The sequence below is a fragment of the Streptomyces sp. NPDC058092 genome, from assembly GCF_042884935.1.
Classification (GTDB): domain Bacteria; phylum Actinomycetota; class Actinomycetes; order Streptomycetales; family Streptomycetaceae; genus Streptomyces.
In genome coordinates, this window is record NZ_JBHVSY010000034.1 from 1 (window position 1) to 17,976 (window position 17,976).

16 protein-coding genes are annotated in these 17,976 nt (G+C 66.9%); 2 read left to right on the plus strand and 14 right to left on the minus strand.

Annotated elements, in window-relative coordinates; genetic code table 11:
* Positions 1 to 74 precede the first annotated feature (74 nt).
* A complete protein-coding gene (locus ACFVV1_RS36305) occupies positions 75 to 752 on the minus strand; it encodes an HAD hydrolase-like protein (RefSeq protein WP_389998548.1) in 678 nt (225 codons plus the stop codon).
* Positions 749 to 2,242, minus strand: a complete 1,494-nt coding sequence (locus ACFVV1_RS36310) for a helix-turn-helix domain-containing protein (RefSeq protein WP_389998551.1) — start codon at positions 2,240 to 2,242, stop codon at positions 749 to 751. Before ACFVV1_RS36310 ends, ACFVV1_RS36305 begins: the two co-directional genes overlap by 4 nt.
* 208 nt (positions 2,243 to 2,450) lie before the next feature.
* Here ACFVV1_RS36310 and ACFVV1_RS36315 point away from each other — a divergent pair, with 208 nt between their 5' ends.
* Positions 2,451 to 2,798 (plus strand): hypothetical protein, encoded by a 348-nt coding sequence (locus ACFVV1_RS36315; RefSeq protein ID WP_389998554.1) that lies wholly within the window; start codon positions 2,451 to 2,453, stop codon positions 2,796 to 2,798.
* A 286-nt stretch (positions 2,799 to 3,084) separates the two neighbouring features.
* Here the strand turns inward: ACFVV1_RS36315 and ACFVV1_RS36320 are convergent, their stop codons facing one another.
* Both ACFVV1_RS36320 and ACFVV1_RS36325 read right to left on the minus strand, forming a co-directional pair.
* Positions 3,085 to 5,331, minus strand: a complete 2,247-nt coding sequence (locus tag ACFVV1_RS36320; RefSeq protein WP_389998557.1) for a heavy metal translocating P-type ATPase — start codon at positions 5,329 to 5,331, stop codon at positions 3,085 to 3,087.
* A gap of 68 nt (positions 5,332 to 5,399) precedes the next feature.
* The gene (locus tag ACFVV1_RS36325; RefSeq protein ID WP_389998560.1) at positions 5,400 to 5,783 is read right to left on the minus strand and encodes a heavy-metal-associated domain-containing protein; all 384 of its coding nucleotides are present in this window, start codon (positions 5,781 to 5,783) and stop codon (positions 5,400 to 5,402) included.
* Positions 5,784 to 5,855: 72 nt separating this feature from the next.
* Here ACFVV1_RS36325 and ACFVV1_RS36330 point away from each other — a divergent pair, with 72 nt between their 5' ends.
* Entirely contained in the window at positions 5,856 to 6,818 is a 963-nt protein-coding gene (locus tag ACFVV1_RS36330; RefSeq protein ID WP_389998563.1) for a hypothetical protein, read from the plus strand.
* A 29-nt stretch (positions 6,819 to 6,847) separates the two neighbouring features.
* Here ACFVV1_RS36330 and ACFVV1_RS36335 read toward each other — a convergent pair whose 3' ends face one another.
* The 10 genes from ACFVV1_RS36335 to ACFVV1_RS36380 all read right to left on the minus strand — a co-directional run bounded on the left by ACFVV1_RS36335 (position 6,848) and on the right by ACFVV1_RS36380 (position 17,972).
* Entirely contained in the window at positions 6,848 to 7,135 is a 288-nt protein-coding gene (locus ACFVV1_RS36335; protein ID WP_389998566.1) for a metal-sensitive transcriptional regulator, read from the minus strand.
* Positions 7,136 to 7,257: 122 nt separating this feature from the next.
* Positions 7,258 to 9,027 carry a fatty acyl-AMP ligase gene (locus ACFVV1_RS36340; protein WP_389998569.1) on the minus strand — a complete coding sequence of 590 codons (1,770 nt, stop codon included), beginning with the start codon at positions 9,025 to 9,027 and terminating at the stop codon, positions 7,258 to 7,260.
* A gap of 93 nt (positions 9,028 to 9,120) precedes the next feature.
* Positions 9,121 to 9,645 carry a pyridoxamine 5'-phosphate oxidase family protein gene (locus ACFVV1_RS36345; RefSeq protein WP_389998572.1) on the minus strand — a complete coding sequence of 175 codons (525 nt, stop codon included), beginning with the start codon at positions 9,643 to 9,645 and terminating at the stop codon, positions 9,121 to 9,123.
* A 50-nt stretch (positions 9,646 to 9,695) separates the two neighbouring features.
* On the minus strand, positions 9,696 to 10,925 hold the full coding sequence (locus tag ACFVV1_RS36350; RefSeq protein ID WP_389998575.1) for a cytochrome P450: 1,230 nt from the start codon (positions 10,923 to 10,925) through the stop codon (positions 9,696 to 9,698).
* A gap of 104 nt (positions 10,926 to 11,029) precedes the next feature.
* Positions 11,030 to 12,577 (minus strand): MFS transporter, encoded by a 1,548-nt coding sequence (locus ACFVV1_RS36355; protein WP_389998578.1) that lies wholly within the window; start codon positions 12,575 to 12,577, stop codon positions 11,030 to 11,032.
* A gap of 212 nt (positions 12,578 to 12,789) precedes the next feature.
* Positions 12,790 to 13,449 carry a hypothetical protein gene (locus tag ACFVV1_RS36360; protein WP_389998581.1) on the minus strand — a complete coding sequence of 220 codons (660 nt, stop codon included), beginning with the start codon at positions 13,447 to 13,449 and terminating at the stop codon, positions 12,790 to 12,792.
* The gene (locus ACFVV1_RS36365; RefSeq protein WP_389998584.1) at positions 13,446 to 15,284 is read right to left on the minus strand and encodes an acyl-CoA dehydrogenase family protein; all 1,839 of its coding nucleotides are present in this window, start codon (positions 15,282 to 15,284) and stop codon (positions 13,446 to 13,448) included. The genes ACFVV1_RS36360 and ACFVV1_RS36365 overlap by 4 nt, the downstream gene beginning before the upstream one ends.
* Positions 15,284 to 16,342, minus strand: coding sequence for a methyltransferase (locus ACFVV1_RS36370; protein WP_389998587.1), 1,059 nt, complete (start codon positions 16,340 to 16,342; stop codon positions 15,284 to 15,286). The genes ACFVV1_RS36365 and ACFVV1_RS36370 overlap by 1 nt, the downstream gene beginning before the upstream one ends.
* 49 nt (positions 16,343 to 16,391) lie before the next feature.
* The gene (locus tag ACFVV1_RS36375; RefSeq protein ID WP_389998729.1) at positions 16,392 to 17,087 is read right to left on the minus strand and encodes an N-acetyltransferase; all 696 of its coding nucleotides are present in this window, start codon (positions 17,085 to 17,087) and stop codon (positions 16,392 to 16,394) included.
* 102 nt (positions 17,088 to 17,189) lie between these two features.
* Positions 17,190 to 17,972: a leucyl/phenylalanyl-tRNA--protein transferase gene (locus ACFVV1_RS36380; protein ID WP_389998590.1), complete on the minus strand. Its 783-nt coding sequence runs from the start codon at positions 17,970 to 17,972 to the stop codon at positions 17,190 to 17,192.
* Between the last annotated feature and the right edge of the window lie 4 nt (positions 17,973 to 17,976).

Below are 17,976 nucleotides of genomic sequence, written 5' to 3' on the forward strand. Positions count from 1 at the left end.
CCCTGCCCCGGCCGTAACCGACCAACGTCGCCACGGCCTGCCCGTTCACCCCGCACGAAACGAAGAATCGGGCATCAGGTCTCATACCACCCTCTCAGGTCCGGTATGACGTGGTCGGCTCCTTCGGTGGCCAATTGCTCAGCCGCGGTCGTTCCCGAGGCAACACCGATGACTCTCGCGCCTCCCTCCAGTCCTGTACGGACGTCCTGCAGGGAGTCACCGATGATGACGGTGTTCTCGCGGCCGAAGATGTGGTCGTACACCGCCTCAGCTCTATTCTGTGCAATGCGCACGAGGGCAGGCCGATGGGAGTCGTCGGAAGCGTAGCCTCCGATACTCATGTCGAGGTAGTCCGCAAGGCAGAAGGCGGACAGTTTAATCTCTGCGCTCGCTTTGAGGTTGCCGGTCACAATCGTCGGGACGAGCAGTCGAGACTGGTGTACAGCCGCCAGAGCCCCAACGGCGCCGGGCATCAGATGTCCCTCGCGACGCAGTGCCTCACGGTGGCGATTCAGCTGGCCGGGGAGGCGGTCAACCATCAAGCGCGCGAGGTGATCGAATTCCGATTCGGGGACCGCATTGGCGGAGAGCAGTTCTCGCACGGCATGCGGCATGGTGACACCGGTTCCTCTGGCGGGCAGCGTCTGCGCGTCGCGGCCAACTATCTCGCGAAACACCTCGCGATACACCAAGCGGTCGGTCTCACCGACGTAGAGCAGAGGCCGGTCGACGTCCCATAGCACCAGAATCATGCGAGCGCTCGCTCCTTCAGAAGTTCCTGGCCCCGGTCGAGGAACATACGGACAGGGGCTGCGCTGCCGAACTGGCGCGCTTCGCGCAGCATCGAGCGCAGATGTTCGTCGAGCCGGGCGGACCGGATGCCGTCCACCATGGTGAGCACTTCGTGTCCGGTAGCGGCACCGGTGTCGGCGTCGCCCGCGCGCATCTGAGCCGTTGCTGCGCGGGTGAGGAACTGGGCCCTGGTCCGGGTTTCTTCACGGCTCAGGACGCCGCGAGCTGAAGCGAAGGCGGATGCGGCTTCGGCTGGACGGCCCAGCTCGAGGAAGCAGCTGCCTCGCTGGCCGAGGATCTCACCCGGATTGATCCAGTACAGCCAATGCGGCTCATCCTCACCGCGCCCCTTTGCACACAGGGCATCTGCTTCTTCGAGGGCTGCCAGAGCGTGCCGTTCTTCTCGCAGTCGAGCGTGACCTCGCGCTTGCCGCGTGAGGAGCATGGCGTGCAACGCCGGCACGTCCTGGTCGCTGATGCTCTGGCGTGCTGTCCGAGCAGCAGTGACTGCCTCGCGAGGATCGCCGACCGAGTAGCCGTGAATGGCCAGGAATGACAGTGCACCGGCGCGGAGCCTTGAGTCCCCTGACGCGTGAGCCGCACGCAGTGCACCCAGGAAGAGCCGTTGTGCTTCGTCGTGCTTGCCGCCGTCGAACGAGTACCACCCTGTCTGAATGGCGGTGTCCGCGGTCACTGCTGCGAGTCGGCGGCCTGTCCGCTCGTCGAAGGTTCCGGTCTTCATCAGACCCAGCAGGACCTGCAGGTGTTTCCTGGCGGTGCTGGCCAGGGTTCCGCTGCCGCTGCTCGCGTCCAGCTGCCTCAGTGCGTCAGTGGTGGTCTGCAGTGACGTGAGCAGAGGCATGGTCACCCGCGTTCCGTCGCGGGTGTCTGCGGCCAGCGCCTCCATAGGGGCGATGGCCGACTGCAGGACATATTGGGTGAGACCGGCTCCGCTCAAGGCGGTCAGCACGCTTCGGAGCTTCATGGGACCTCCGACAGCCACTTCAAGTGACGTCACCATACGATCCGCCGTCCACGGCATCGCCGGGTCCAGCGCCTCCGAGGCCGCTGTCTGGTCCCGGCCTGTAAAGGGTGTCAGGAGCAGTGGCCGCAGGTCAGTTGGAAGGCCGAGGCCGTTGAGGAGGTCGATGATGGCATCGCGACCCCCCAGCTGCTTGCGACCGTTTTCGAGGTCGGAGATGTACGACTGGGTAAGCCCGGTCAAGGCGCGTACGTCCATCTCGGACAGTCCCGACCGTCGACGTAACAACCGAAGCAAGTCACCGAACTCCCAGGAACCAAGGGCTCGTTGCACCTGTTCGTCACGCCATGCCCGGTCAGGAACCCTGAGCGCGGCGCTGGTACGTGAGCATGATGCGCACATGGGGTCGGGGTTGTACTGACTCAGCACGTTCCCGCACTTGCCGCACACCCGGATCGGCATCTTCATGACAGCACCCGGCGTACTGAGTTGAGCTCAACTTTCAGCTAGTTACAGGCTATGCGCAGATTGATATCGCGGTAGCGATATCGCCACGGCGATGCATGTCGATCTACGCCGACCCCAGACTCGTGCCACTGCCGCAGTACAACCAGGCAGCAGGCAGCGGCGCGGAGTCCGCCGACGCGTATTCGGAGGTGGCGTTGTGTTCGGGACCGTGACAGAGCACGCGCTGTCGGCCACGCATGCATTACGCGGCCATCTCAGTCCGGAGCTGCGACAGAGCTTCCCTGGCTGCGTCGTTGATCTCGGCCAGGGCGTGACCACCAGTTCGGTTGATGCGCTGCAGCTGATGCGGAAGTCGCTGGGCGCGTGCCTCGTTTACGGCTTGGGTGAGCAGCTCTGCAGCGCCGCGGGTATCTCCGCCGAGAAGACGGACCACAAGCCCCCAGGCGACGAGGCAACGTTCCTCTGCTACCGGCCTACTACGACCCTGACCCGCCGTCAACAAACCACCGCTAGTGGCACCGGCCATAATTGGAGCATGTGCAGCGAACGTCAGTAGTCGTCGCTCTTCCGGGGCGCCAGATGCCCAGGAGGAACCCACTGGGTGCGCCCCCCAGCCCAATCCACGCAACAGGGATCTCTGGCGGGCCGGTGGCTCTGTCCAATCTGCGGGCCATGCATACCGAGGTCGCGGGGATACCGTCTTCGCATCGTGAGCGCTGCAGCGGCCCCGGCCCGGACCGCGGATCGAGTGGATGGACAAGGCGCTGAGTGTCCCCCGGTTCTCTGAACCGGGGGACACTCAGCCCCATTGCCTGTCACGGGCAAAGGCGGCGAGGTATGCCTCAGGGCTGCGCAGAAAAGCGGCGCAGGCGAAGCGAATTGCCCACCACGGAAACCGACGAGAAGGCCATGGCGGCTCCGGCGATCATCGGGTTCAGCAGGCCCGCCGCGGCCAGCGGCAGGGCTGTCACGTTGTACAGGAAGGCCCAGAAGAGGTTTGAGTGGATGGTTCCGAGAGTCTTGCGTGACAGACGGATGGCATCCGCAGCCGTTCGCAAGTCACCTCGAACGAGGGTGAGATCGCTGGCCTCGATCGCCGCGTCTGTCCCTGTCCCCATGGCAAGGCCCAGGTCAGCCTGAGCGAGCGCAGCCGCGTCGTTGATGCCGTCGCCGACCATGGCAACGCTGCGCCCCTCCCCCTGAAGACGCTTGACCACATCCGCCTTGTCCTCGGGCATCACTTCGGCGATCACCTCGGTGATTCCGACTTCCGCCGCGACGGTGGCGGCAACCGTCTTGTTGTCGCCGGTGAGTAGGATCGGCGTGAGACCGAGCGCACGAAGCCGGCGGACGGCTTCAGGGCTGGACTCCTTGATCGCGTCTGCAACTTCCAGTACCGCGCGTGCCACGCCGTCCCACGCCACCAGAATGGCGGTTCGCCCTGCGGCCTCGGACTCCGTCCTGGCCCGCTCCATGTCGGCCGGCAAGCGGATTTCCCACTCGTCCAACAGCTTCTGGCGGCCCACGAGCACCGCATGCCCCTCGACGACTCCCTGGATGCCCAGACCGGCAACATTGGTGAAGTCCTCAGGGACCGGGAGCTCGCCGACCTTTTGCCTGGCGCCCTCGGCGACGGCGCGGGCAATCGGATGCTCGGACGCGTTCTCCAGCGAGCCTGCCAGCCGTAGGACCTCGGCCTCGTTCTCCTCCGTCCGCACGGCGATCAGCGTCATCTGCCCCGTCGTGACCGTGCCCGTCTTGTCCAGTACGACCGTGTCGACCTTGCGGGCCGTTTCAAGGGCTTCCGGCCCCTTGATCAGGATCCCCACCTGGGCACCGCGGCCGGTTCCCACCATCAAAGCCGTGGGGGTGGCCAGCCCAAGGGCGCACGGGCAGGCGATGATGAGGACGGCGACGGCAGCCGTGAACGCTGCCGACAATCCGGCACCGTTACCGAGCCAGAATCCGAACGTGCCGAGCGCAAGCGTGATCACTACAGGCACGAAGACAGCCGATATCCGGTCGGCGAGCCGCTGGGCGGCAGCCTTCCCGTTCTGAGCGTCCTCCACCAATTTGGCCATTCTGGCCAGTTGGGTGTCCGCGCCGACCCGGGTGGCCTCGACGACAAGCCGTCCGCTGGTGTTCAGCGTGGCACCGGAGACGCTGTCACCGACGACCACCTCCACCGGAACGGACTCCCCGGTGAGCATGGACGCGTCTACGGCGGACGAGCCCTCGACCACCGTTCCATCTGTGGCGATCTTCTCCCCCGGGCGCACCAGGAAGCGGTCACCGGTGTGGAGTGCGGCGATGGGGACCGTGGACTCACGGCCGTCCCGCAGTACCGTGACCTCCTTGGCGCCGAGTTCGAGGAGGGTCTTGAGCGCGGCGCCAGCCATCCGCTTGGAGCGCGCCTCGAAGTAGCGGCCTGCCAGAATAAATGCGGTGACACCGGCCGCGGCTTCCAGATAGATGTTGCCGGCACCGTCACTCCGGGCGATCGTCAGCTCGAAGGCGTGCGTCATGCCCGGGGTGCCCGCAGTGCCGAAGAACAGGGCCCAGAGCGACCACAGGAATGCGGCCGTGGTCCCGACCGAAATCAGGGTGTCCATGGTCGCGGCACCATGCCTGGCGTTGGTCCAGGCGGCACGGTGGAAGGGCCAGGCCGCATAGGTGACCACCGGGGCCGTCAGGGTGAGAGACAGCCACTGCCAGTACTCGAACTGGAACGCGGGGACCATGGCCATGGCGATCACCGGTACAGCCAGCACCACGGTCGTCACCAGGCGCTGGCGCAGCGACCGGAGCTGGTCGGGTTCCTCCGCGGTCCCGGCCTCCGCGGCGTTGTCCGCGCCGGCTGGAGTCGGCTCCACAGCGCTGTAGCCGGTCGCCTCCACCGTGGCGATCAGATCGCTGACGGCGACATCGTCACCTCGGTAGCTGACCTTGGCCTTCTCGGTCGCGTAGTTGACGGTGGCCTCGACCCCGTCCATCCGGTTGAGCTTCTTCTCGATCCGGGCTGCGCACGAGGCGCAGGTCATACCGCCGATGGCGAGTTCGACCTCGCTGACGTCGGTGAGCTTCGTCATCACTGCTCCTCAAAACGGGAGCTGGGCCCGCCCGGGGGAGGGCGCGGGCCCAGCAGCATGGTGAGCGTTCAGACGGCGCGGCCGGTGAGCGCGTAGCCCGCGTCGTCGATGGCCTTCGCGAATACGGCGTCCTCGGGCTGTGCACTGGTGGCGACGGCGACACGGCCGGCCTCGACGTCCACGTCGACACTCAGCACGCCCTCGATGCCGCTGACGGCCTCGGACACGGACTTCTTGCAATGGTCACAGGTCATGCCCGTCACCGTGTAGACCGTTGAGAAGCTGCCGGCCGTCGCGCTCTGCGTTGCACCGGTCGAGCAGCTGCCGTCGGGCGTGCAGCAGTCGGACATGGTTCCTCCTGGGAAAGAGTGACTGTGGTGATACCCCTTGGGGGTATCACCATGTATACCCCTCCCCTGTATCGCTGGCAAGCACTGAACCTCACCTTGCATATACCCCGGCGGGGTATATGCTCCTTGGGTAGACACCTTGATGACGCCTTGATGACGCCCGAGGAGACACCGATGAACACCCCTTTGCGCATCACCGCATTCGCCGCCGTGCTCGCCGCCGCCTTCGGAGCCGCATACGGAGTGGGGGACGTGGTCGACCCAATCGGCAGCTCGGCCGAACCCACCGCCCACGCGGGGCACGAAACCACGAAGACCCCGGACTCGGGAGAGGAGAGCGCCGAAGGCGGCCACGAGACACCGCCGGACGGACTACAGGTCTCGGAGAGCGGCTACAGCCTTGACCTCGAGACCCCCCGCGTCTCCACGGCGGAGAAGTCCGGGCTCCGCTTCGTCGTACGCGACAGCGCGGGCCGGATCGTCACCGCCTATCAGCGCGAGCACGGCAAGGAACTCCACCTGATCCTCGCCTCCCGGGACCTGGCCACCTACCGGCACCTGCACCCGATCCGTTCCGCCGACGGCACATGGGGCGTCGACGCGAAACTCCCCGCGGCGGGCGACTACCGCCTCTTCGCCGACTTCACACCCGCGGCGAAGGGTGCTGAGAATCTGACCCTCGGCGCGGATCTCGCCGTCTCCGGCACCTACCGCCCGGCGCCGCTGCCCCCGATCACGACCGTCGCCGAGGTCGAGGGCTACAAAGTCACACTCAAGGGCCGGCTGCGCCCGGGCGTCGCGGACCGGCTCGATCTGAACGTCAGCAAGAACGGGCGCCCCGTGACCGATCTCGAGCCGTATCTCGAGGCATACGGCCACCTGGTGGCCCTGCGCTCGGGCGATCTGGCATACCTGCACGTCCACCCCAACGGCGCCCCGGGTGACGGCAAGACCAAGCCGGGCCCCACGGTCTCCTTCACCACCACGGCACCGAGCTCCGGCTCATACCGGCTCTTCCTCGACTTCAAGCACAACGGCAAGGTGCGCACCGCAAGCTTCACCGTCGACGCCGGACGTGCGCCGCACGGCACCACGCCGAGCACAGCGCCTTCGAGCTCCGCCGAGCACCAGCACTGACCGACGCGCCGTGGTCGTTCAGCAGGCCTTCACGAACGCACCAACCGGGCGATCGCGTCGGAGGCTTCCTTGAGCTTCACTTCCCGCTCCTGACCGCCCTCGGCCACGGCGTGGCTCACACAGGTGGCCATGTGCTCGTCGAGCATCTGCAGAGCGAACGACTGCAGGGCGCGTGTGGTCGCGGACACCTGGGTGAGGATGTCGATGCAGTAGGTGTCCTGCTCCACCAGCCGCTGCAGGCCACGCACTTGGCCCTCGATACGGCGAAGCCGCATCAGCACGTCATCCTTGTGCGTCTTCTGATTCTGACCAGCCATGGCTCCGAGTCCTTCCTCCCCGGCCGGTGCCAGGCGCAGCGTCGACCTCCCCTTGAAAGATACCCTCACACCGTATGAAGCAGTGCCCCCGGACGAGCAAAATCCGGCGGGCCGTCGTCAGTTCACGTCGCTTGCGGGGTGCGGGACTGCCCATGAACGGGCGCCTCCCATCGGGCGAGTTCTTCGAACTCACCCGCCAGGAAGCCGCGTCGGACCATCCAGCGCTGCACCTTCCCGCTTGAGGTCTTGTGGATGGCGCGAGGGGGTATCAGGACGACCGCATACGGCGGGACGCTGAAATTGATGGACACCGCCCGGCGGATCCCGTCAATGACTTCCTGATACGGCCTCTCGGCTCCGGGGTCTATCTCGTAGACGAGGACGAGTCGCTCAGTGGCCAGGTGTTCGTCCTCGACCGAGAACGCGGCACCGCAATTGCGGCGGATTCCCGGAACCGAGTTCTCGCAGGACTGTTCTATGTCCACCGGGTGGTAGTTTCGACCGTTGATGACGATCAGATCCTTGATGCGGCCAGCGACGAACAGTTCGTCGTCAAGGGAGAATCCGAGATCGCCCGTGCGCAGGTACGAGCCGTCGCCGGCCGCCGTCCTCGCTCCGAATGTTGCGGCGGACTCCTCCGTTCGCTGCCAGTAGCCGCTGGCGACACTGGGTGAGTCGACCCATATCTCACCGACCCTGCCGCTGCCCAGCGGCTCATGAGTGCTCGGGTCGACGATCAGTACCCGGGTGTCGGGACCAGGCCGCCCGGAGCTCACCAGCATCCGCGACGGCTCGGCCGGGCCGGCCTGACGTGCGATGCCGTCGGACTCGAAGGGCGCGCTTGCGACCGGCATCGAGCGCCAGCCGTCGAGCGGGGTGCCGCCGGTCACGAAGAGGGTCGCTTCAGCAAGCCCGTAACACGGGTAGAACGACTTGGCCCGGAAGCCGCACGGGCCGAAGCGTTCGGCGAAGCGCCTCATGGTCTCGGCCCTCACCGGCTCAGCCCCCGTGAAGGTGAGCTCAATGCTGGACAGGTCCAGCTCTTCGACCTCTTCGTCCGTCGCACGCCGCAGGCACAACTCGTAGGCGAAGTTCGGGCCCCCGGTGATCGTCGAGCGATACCGCGAGACCATGCGCAGCCAGGACAGCGGCCGGCGAAGGAACGACACCGGTGACATGAGCGTCGCGGGTATGCCCGCGAACAGCGGGGTGAGGATTCCGCCGATCAGCCCCATGTCGTGATACGGAGGCAGCCAGAGGCCGCCCGAACTGTCTGAGTGCATGCCGAATCCGCGGGCGATTTCCCGGCAGTTGCCCATCAGCTGAGCATGGGTGAGTACGACACCGCGCGGGAGCGACGTCGACCCCGAGGTGTACTGCAGCAGCGCCGGAGAATCCTGGCGGATGGGCGGCAGGAGACCGCCTCCCTCATCCTTGAGCAGGTCGGTCGCGATCACTCGGGGCGCACGGCCCAGGGTCTCCTTGAGCCAGTCCTCGATGAGCGGTCTGATGTCCGTCGTGGTCAGTACGATGTCGGACCCGGCGTCCTCGATGATCGCCGCGAGGCGAGGCAGGGTACGCGCGAGACGTGTCGGATCGGGCGGGAACGCCGGGACCGCGGGAACGCCTGCGTAGAAGCAGCCGAACAGTCCGGCGAGATAGTCCAGGCCCGGCGCGAAGAGCAACAACGCGGGTGTCGTCCGCGTCGCGGCCGTCTCGATCAGCCCGGTCGCCACTGCCCGGGCGCGCGTATCGAGCTCGGCATAAGTGATTTCCTCGACCGACCCGTCGTCGGCAATGAAGCGAAAAGCGGTTGAGCCGGGGGACTGCTCGGCCCGTTCACGCAAGGCCTGCGCGAACGTTCCGGCGACCTGTGCCCGCGAATTGCTCAATCCTCTGCCTTTCATCGATGTTGTCCAGCCCTTCCGGCCGGGGATCCAGGGCGGAAGGGGCCTGTCTGGATGAGAGTCCGAAGCGGCGATGCGTCAGTCCTTGTGCGCATCCAGCGGTATCTCGATACGACGGTCGATACGGTCCTCGGTCCATGTGCGGGTGTCGATCAGCCACCAGCGATGGACCTCCACCAGGTAGAGGCGGTGCGCAGCGGGTGGCTGCAGCAGCATCGGGCGAAGCTGCCACTGCGCACGCTGCTGCGGTTCGGGGAACACGGTCTCGTAGAAGCGCGCGTAGTAGTCGTCGAGCCGGTCGGGGGGTATCTCTGTGCAGCGGCCGGTGAACTGGGCGCCGTCGACCGAGGCGATGTCCACACCGGCGCCGTCACTGCCGGTGATGAACAGGGAGCCGCTCACCTCCGGCCGCGCACGGAGATGGCGGCTGTGCCGGGAGGTGGTTGCCGAGCCGAAGACAAAACGCAGGGGGTCGGCGAACCATGCGTACTCCAGGGTCGCGACCCAGGGGTCTCCCTCCTCGGACGCGGTGGCCAGGTTCAGGTACCGGGCGGTGTCCAGGACCCGCTTCATCCTCTCGGCCAGATCGTCGACTGTCACCATGCGGACCTTTCGCTATCGTGTCGTGCGGTGGTCAGAGGGGCCGGCTCTGCTCAGGTGTGCCGCAGGTGGACCGGCAGGGCGACGATGTCGTTGCCGATGAAGGTCTGGCCGGGCTGGACGTCTTGCGGGGCGACGGCCAGGGCAAGGCCCGGAAAACGGTCGAACAGCGCGGGCAGGGCCACCCGGGCCTCGAGTCGTGCGAGGTGTGAGCCCGGGCAGAAGTGGGCGCCGAGCCCGAAGGCGAGATGGTCCTTGTTCTCGCGGTTGATGTCGAAGGTCTCGGGGTCCTTGTGGACGCCAGGGTCCCGGCCGTGGGCCCCGTAGCAGATCAGAATGGCGTCACCGCTGCGGATCACCACGCCCTCACCGAGGTCGATGTCCTCCGTTGCCCAGCGCATGGGGAGGTGCATGACCGGACAATGAGTGCGCAGGGACTCCTCGATCGCGTCGTCCCACCGTTCGGGGTCGGCGCGGAGAAGGTCGAGCTGGTCAGGACGGGCGAGGATCTCGCGGATCGTGTGATCAATGAGATTGATGGTCGTCTGACTTCCCCCGCCGATCATCAGCAGCAGAGTCGATATCAACTCGTGGCCGGTCAGGGGATCTTCGTCGGAGTCCCGTGCGGCGATCAGGAAGCTGGTCAGATCGTCACCCGGAGTCCTGCGTTTGGTGTCGATCAGGAGATGCATCGCCGTTTCGAGGTCGTTGTAGACGGCGACGGATTCCTCCTCGGGCACATCGGTCGTAGCCACGACGCGGAATGCGCGGAGGACCTCGGGGCGCTGATCGTCCGGAACTCCGAAGAGATCACATATCACCCGGGTAGGAACCTGGTAGGAGAACTCCGCGTGCAGGTCGATCGGTTCACGGCCGGGCAATTCCCCGAGGCCGTCGAGAAGGTCACCGACGATCGCCTCGACCTGGACGCGGAGCCTGTCCACCCGGCGGGGAGTGAAGGCCGGCGTGACCAGCTTCCGCAACCGCGCGTGTGCGCTGCCGTCCGTGGTGGCCATGGATTCCACGTCGACCCACGGGGACAGCCAGGGAACGGAACCGGGCACGTAGGCCGGAACCGTTTCCTTGAGATTCCGGGAAACACCCGGGTGTGTCAGCAGCCGTCTGACCACATCACCCCGTGACACCGACCATGCTCCGACACCCTCGGGGAGTCGCACGGGAACGGCCGGCCCCGAGTCCCGCAGCTTCGTGACCTGTTCGTACATGCACTGCCCACCGACGCTCTTGATGGTCTCGACGGTATCTGCACTGAAATCGATCACTGTGTGCCTCCTGTGAGTGCCGGTCACGACGGCTGGCGCGCCCTGGGAGCTGCCAGCCGTCGTGACCGGTATACGGCTCATTGATCTGTTGCTTCGATGCGTCCCTACTTCGAGCCGACACCCGGGGCCGCGGCCTCGTTGTCCGGCTCGCCGCGCTGCGAACCGGTTGCGACCGATCCGGTGGGGGGTACGTGGCGGAGCATGACAGCGGCGATGATCGCTCCGGCAGCTGCGATCACGGCTGCGATGCCCGATCCGACGTTGAGCCCGTGGGCGAAGGCATCCTTCGTCACGCGCAGCAGCGGATCGGCGAGATTGTCAGGAAGGTTCCGCGCGGCAGCGACTGCGCCGGAGAGGTTCTCCTCCGCGGCATGCTTGGCGTCCGAGGACAAGCCCTCGGGTAGCTTGCTTGCCAGTCCGTTGCTGTACACGGCCGTACCGATCGTGCCAATGATCGCGACGCCCAGCGAGATGCCCAGGTCGTTGACGGTCGAGGCCAGCCCACCAGCGGCTCCGGCCTTCTCCGGCGGAACCGAACCCACCACCAAGTCGGTGGTGAGCGCCATGGACGGGGACACGGCCGGATAGAGAACCACGAAGCCGGCGATGAGCAGCGGCAGACCGGTCGTGCTCTCCACCTGGGTGAACAGCAAGTAGCCGACCACCTGGACGGCCAGGCCGGTTGCAATGACGTACCCCGGGCGGATACGGCGGGCGATGATCGGCGAGAGGGTGGCGACAACGATCAGCACGAGGGCTGCCGGCAGGATGGAGAACCCGGTCCTGAGCGGAGAGAGGTCCTTCACCTGCTGCAGGAACTGGGTGAACATCAGGTAGACGCCGCCGAGAGCGGTGGACGCCAGGATGAACACACCGAGCGCGCCACCGACGGTCCGGTTGGCGAACAGGCGCACGTCCAGCAGGGGTGCGGTGGCGCGCAGTTGCCGGACCACGAACCAGACCGCGAAGGCCAGTCCGACCACGACAGCCGCGAGCGAGCGCATCGGCTCATCGTCCGTGGCGAAGGTCTTGATCCCGTAGATGAACGGCAGCAGACTGACGACCAGGAGCAACGCGCTGAACAGGTCGAGCTTGCTGCCCTGGGACGCTTGATGCCGGGGCAACAGCAGCGGCCCGCCGATCACCACGACCGCCATCACAGGAACCGCGACCAGGAACGTCGCCCGCCAGGTGAAGGCTTCGAGGAGAAGACCGGCCAGCAGCGGCCCCAGGGCGACACCGGCGGAGATCGCTGCCGCCCAGACACCGATGGCGACGCCACGCTGCTTCGCGTCCTGGAACATCGAGAAGATCAGGCCGAGCGTCGCGGGCATCTGCATGGCGGCCGCGATCCCGAGGACCGCACGCCAGACGATCATCATCACCGGCGAGTCCGTCATGGCGGCCACGACGGAGAAGACACCGAAGAGGGCGGCACCCACCACCAGAAGGTTCCGGTGGCCGAAGCGGTCGGCCACGGTCCCCATCAGGACCAGCAGGCTCGCCATCAGGAATCCGTAGATGTCCAGGATCCACAGGATCTCGGTGCCACTGGGCTCCAAGTCGGCTGCGAGATAGGGGCTGGCCAGGAACAGGATGGTCAGCATCATGAACAGGAGCAGTGCGGGCAGGGTCAACAGGCCTAGTGCCATCCACTCCTTACGTCCCGCGCGCGTCTGCGGTGGGTTTCCTGCCGAGGACATCGGCACTCCTCTCCTCGTCGGCGCCCGCGACACTGCGGCGCCTGAGGCATCGGGTTCATTGGGGAAAGTCGATACCCCTACGGGGTATTGGTAGCGAAAGATACGGGTAGGGGGTATCCCTGTCAAGTGAACCGTGCCTGGATCAGGGGTCTTTGGGCTCGTCAGAAGGCAAGGTCCCGAGCGAGGCAGTTCCAGAACTGACTCTCCAGGGAGTGCACTATCCGGGCGCACCGAACGGCAGCCGCCGGGTCGTCCCCGTCGGCCAGTCCGCTCTCGACCGTGGCCGCCGCCTGGTCCAGAAGGGACTGCGGAGTGTCGGCGAAGAACCGGAAGTGCGCCACCGCCGGCTCCTGGAAGCCGTACCGGGAGATCAGCGCGTCGGCCACACAGGAGTAGATCTCCCCGGACTCGCGCGCGTTCGCCAGTAGCCCGAGGGCGATGTCGCTGGAGGAGCCGAACTGAGCAGACTGCGACAAGCAGACCGGGTACGCCTGTGCCATGGGCTGCGGTTCGTAGTCACGGAGCTCCTGCTCGCCCATCCCGAGCTCGGCGGCGAAGTCCAGGAGGAGTCTCAGCGCCTCTTCCTCCCCCTCCACCATGGTCAGGTACAGATCCCGGGCCGGAGGAGAGGGGAACCGGGACGCGAGCATGGCAAAGCTGCGGCGGTCACTGCCCACCAGGCTGTACAGCTCCCCTGCCAGCCGGCCCAGCCGCTCCTTGGGAACCTGGCCGCATACGAGCAGGTCGACGAACCGATTGGGCTCGGTCTCCCTCGATATCTGCTGCCGCGCGGCGGTGAGGACATCGGTGACGGTGTTCATCGAGACTCCTGGGTGGTCTCCCCCGCCTTGTGACGGGGGCGGGTGTCGTCCGGGGATGCCGGACCGACAACTCGGCGCAGGTTCCGTCCGGTTGCGGGTCCCGGCTCGGTCTCGGCGATCCACGGGCCGTCGGTGGAGGGGTCGACCACCCTGTCCTCCAGCCAGGTGCAGTTGCCCGCCAGAACGCGTCCGGCCACCGCCCGGTCTCGCTCGTCGCTGTGGTTGTCGAGCCGGTTGAGCAGCTCTCCGACCCTGAGCCGGGCCTGGTGACAGAAGGCGTCGGCAAGCGCTGTCGCGGTGTCACCGACACCGTCGAGTGCCGCCGCATAGACGCAACTCGCGCTCATGGCGTACAGCTCGGCGCCGACGTCGACGATCCGGCCGAGATACCGCTGCCGTTCGAGTTCGGTGGGCGGCCCGGCGGCGACAACGGCCAACCGCTGCGCGAGTTGCTTCGCCGTTCGCTCGACGAACGCGACATGGGATGTCAGGGCATCGTTCTCGTGCGGCTGACCGCCGAGCGGCGCGGCCTCGTGACTATCCGTCGCGGAGTGGTGCAACTCGACCAGGTCGTGGGCGATGAAGCTGCGAAGCGCCTCGGTGGAACCGTCGAAGATGCGGCCTACCCGGACGTCGCGCAGCAACTGCTCCACCGGAATCCCTCGTTCGCCACGCGCGATGGCCGAATCCGCCGTCTCGTATCCGCGGCCGCCCCGTATCTGGACGAGTTCGTCCGCCACCGAGCACGCCATCTCGGACGCGAACAGCTTGGCGAGTTCCGCGTCGAGGCGGGTGTCGGTGTCTCCCCGCTCCGCCCGTCGGCCGGTGACTTCGACCATCGCTTCGAGGGCGAACGCCGTCGCCGCGATGTACGCCAGCTTGCCGGCGACCGCGTCGTGCTCCCCGATGGGCCGGTCCCACTGCACGCGAACCGCGGACCATTGGCGAGCCACCGACAGGCTCCACTTCGCAGCCGCGGCGCAGACGGCCGGAAGCGAAAGACGCCCCGTGTCCTGCGCGGCGAGAGCGATCTCAAGGCCCGCACCCACTTCGCCAATCCGATGGAACGAGGAGACTGCCACCTGGTGCAGGCGGATGCAGCCGTTCTCCAGACCACGCAGTCCGAGGAACGAGCTGCGATGTTCGACCGTCACCCCTGGCGCGTCGGCTTCGACGATGAACGCGGTCATCCCCCCGGCGTCACCCTCCGCAGGGTCCACGACAGCCATGACCACCAGCAGGTCGGCGATCGCACCGTTGGTAGTCCATGTCTTCACGCCGTCGAGAACGTAACGGTCCGTCTCCGGCTGATACACGGCCTTGGTGTGCATGCGGTAGGGATCGTTGCCGATATCGGCCTCCGTGAGGGCGAACCCCGCAATCTCCCGGACGCATCTGGGCAGAAACGCACGCTTCTGCTCGTCGGTTCCGAACAAGCTGATCGGCTGTACGAGACCGATGGCCTGGTGGGCCCCGAGCAGCTCACTCAGGGCCGGGTGGGTCGTGCTGGTGAGCATCAGAGCGCGGTGGTAGCACAGCGAGGACAGCCCTTGCCCGCCGTACCGCTCGGGGATCTTGATGCTCAGGGCTCCGAGGTCCTTGAGCCCCGCGATGACGTGGTCGGGGATGCGGTCCGTACGCTCGATCTCGCCGCTGTCGACTTCTTTCTCGCAGAAGTCGCGCAGCCGGGACAGGAACTGCTCCTCCACGGGATCCAGACGCCTCGGGTCGCCCCCGGGCAGGGTGAGGAGATCGGTCCTCACCCTGCCCAGGAACAGCTCTCCGGCGAACCCCGGCCGCTCCACCTGGCGGTCTACCACGTGTTCCGCCGCCATCAGGCGGACGCGGGGACGGCCTGAATGACCGACAGGGGGCCGGCGTCCCGGTCGCCGACCGCCTCCACCGTGAATCCCGTTTCCTCCAGCAGCGCCCGGAACTCGCTCTCCGTCCGCTCGCAGCCGCCGGTCGTCACCATCATGTTGGCGTCGGTGAGGAACATGACCGGCGCGGAGGTGTCGGCAGTCTCGGGTAGTACCGTTCCGACGATCAGCAGCGTGGCGGAGGCTGGCATGTGAGCGCGGCAGGTGCGCAGGATGGCGCGGGACTCCTCGTCTCCCCAGTCCTGGAAGACGCTCTTGATGATGTAGATGTCGCCATCGCCCGGGACGGACCGGAAGAAGTCGCCCGCCTGGACCTCACACCGGTCCGCAAGACCGGCCTTGCTCAGGGTGGCGGGGGCCTCCGCCACCCCGCTCGCGCTGTCGAAGACGATGCCTCGCAGCCCTGGACGGCTCCGCAGGATCGCGGTCAGGAGGGTGCCGTCGCCGCCGCCGAGGTCCACCAGCGTCCCGGTCGCCGGGAAGTCGTAGCCCGACGCGAGCTGTCCGGCCGAGTACCTGGACTCCTCGCTCATCGCCTCGTTGAACAGTGCGCTGGTTTCGGGGTGCTGGGCCAGGTGGTCGTAGACGCCCACGCCGTAGGCGTGGTCGAAGGCACGCTCGCCGCTGGAGAGAGTGTGGCGCAAGCCCTGCCACGAGGTGAGGAAGAGAGGGTCGCTGAACATGCGGGCGAAGTTCTTCAGCGAGCCGGGGGAATCCGCCCGCAGCTGGGAGCCGATCTCGGTGAGCGCGAAGTGCCCGGGCCGCGACTCCGTCGTGATCCCGCCGGCGACGAGCAGCCGCAGCAGCCGACGCAGTGACGGTTCGTGCGTCTGTGTCTCCTCGGCGAGTTCGCCGCTGGTACGGGTCCCCGTTCCGATGAGGTCGGCGAGACCGAGTTCGGCGGCAACGCCGATGGAGTGCGCGGTCATGTATCCGCCGATCCGCTCGATCAGCGCTGCTCGCAGATCCAGCTTGTCCGTCGAGGACACCTGGTGAGGAGTTGTGCTGCTCATGAGTCGTACTCCTTGATCGTCTGTACCGGTCGGGATACGGAGGAGGTGGTCAGTGACTCGGGTCGGTGAGGCGATGCCGGACCCACACGTTGGGTTCGACGTACACCGCGTAGTCGTGTTCGACGCTCACGGTCAGAGGCGTCAACGCACCGGGCACCGACACCGGTCCGCTGGTGTCGAGGGGAAGGCCGGTCCACTCACGCCACTGGGTGAGGCTTCCGGAGATGGTCATGGACGCCGGACACACCTTCAGCACTTCGCCGCCCGCCCTGACATGAATGCGCAGCCAGGGGTCCTGGGGCAGGCCGTCCGGCCGGAGCCGCGCGATGTACTCGTCCATCGGCAGTTCGGGGCTCTCGTGCTTGCGGCTGGGACGGACGGGGCCCACCAGATCGCGGAACCCTCGTGCGCGTGCGTGCTCGGTGAGGGCCTTCAGCGTGCGTGCGGACAGGTTCTGGGACTGGCGTCCGGGGGCGACGGCGATCTCGAGGGCGCACAGCGTGGTGAGTTCCCGGTCCGCGTACGTGTCGGACAGGCACTGTCGAAGCGCCTCGTCCCAACCGGTGTCGGGAAGGTGGCCGGGGTCGCCGTCCCAGGCAAGGGCGACGCCTGCGGCACGGGCGATGACCTGTTCCTCCTCGTCGATGACGACGAGCTGGTGCTCGGCATGACGGTCGAAGCCCCACTCCACGAGCAGCGGGTCGGGGCGGATGTAGGCGGGCCATGACGACTCCATCGAGATCATGGCGTCTTCCAGGTCAGGCCTCTCGGCGAGACTGACCACATGCAGATCCGTACGGGTGAGGGGCAAGGCGTGTCTCCCAGGAGCAGGGCGGACGTGGTGAGGTCACTCGGCCAGTCGGCCGGCGGGCAGTTTCCGCGTGACGAGGGGCCGGCTCTCATCGGGGACGGCCAGCAGATCGAGGTACTGGGACCTGGGTATCGGGCGGGCGCCGATGAGCCGGGCGTGCTCGCCGTCGCGCTGGACGTCGATCGCGAATCCGCCGGCCTCGGCGAAGCGGCGTGTCAGGTCGGCCACCGCGGTCTTCCCTGCCCCACTGCGGAGTGTGAACTGAGAGTCGGCACTGAACACGGCCCCGACCCGGATGCCGAAGGTCCCGCCGATCAGCTCGTCGCCGTCCCAGACCTCGACACTGTGGGCGTGGCCCTGCTGGTGCAGGAGCGACAGCCCCCGCAGTAGTTCGTCGGTGAGCCACCGCTGTGCCCGACCGGTCCGGCAGCGGCGGACCACCTCTTCGAAGCAGGCGTCTGCCGTCGTCGTCCAGTCCGTCCTGTTGCGCAGTTGCCGGCGCAGGCTGCGCTGGATCCGGGACTGGCCGACCAGTATCACGGGCCGCGGATCCGGGGACCACCAGGTGATCGTGAAGGGGTCCTCGCGGCCGGGGAGGACTTTCACACGTCCGGCCTCGACCTCCGCCTCGTAGGTCAGTTCATTGACGATCGCCGCTTCCGCCGTTTCGACCGGCAGCGGGTACAGGCCATGCCGGTAGGCGGAGAGAAGGGTCTGGGGTGCGAGGTCGCCCCCGAGGGCTATGGGCTGTTCAGCGGGACCTGCGCCGACATCCAGCGATTCCCACAAGGACTCGGTTCGGTCCTGTGTCCGGAACATTTCC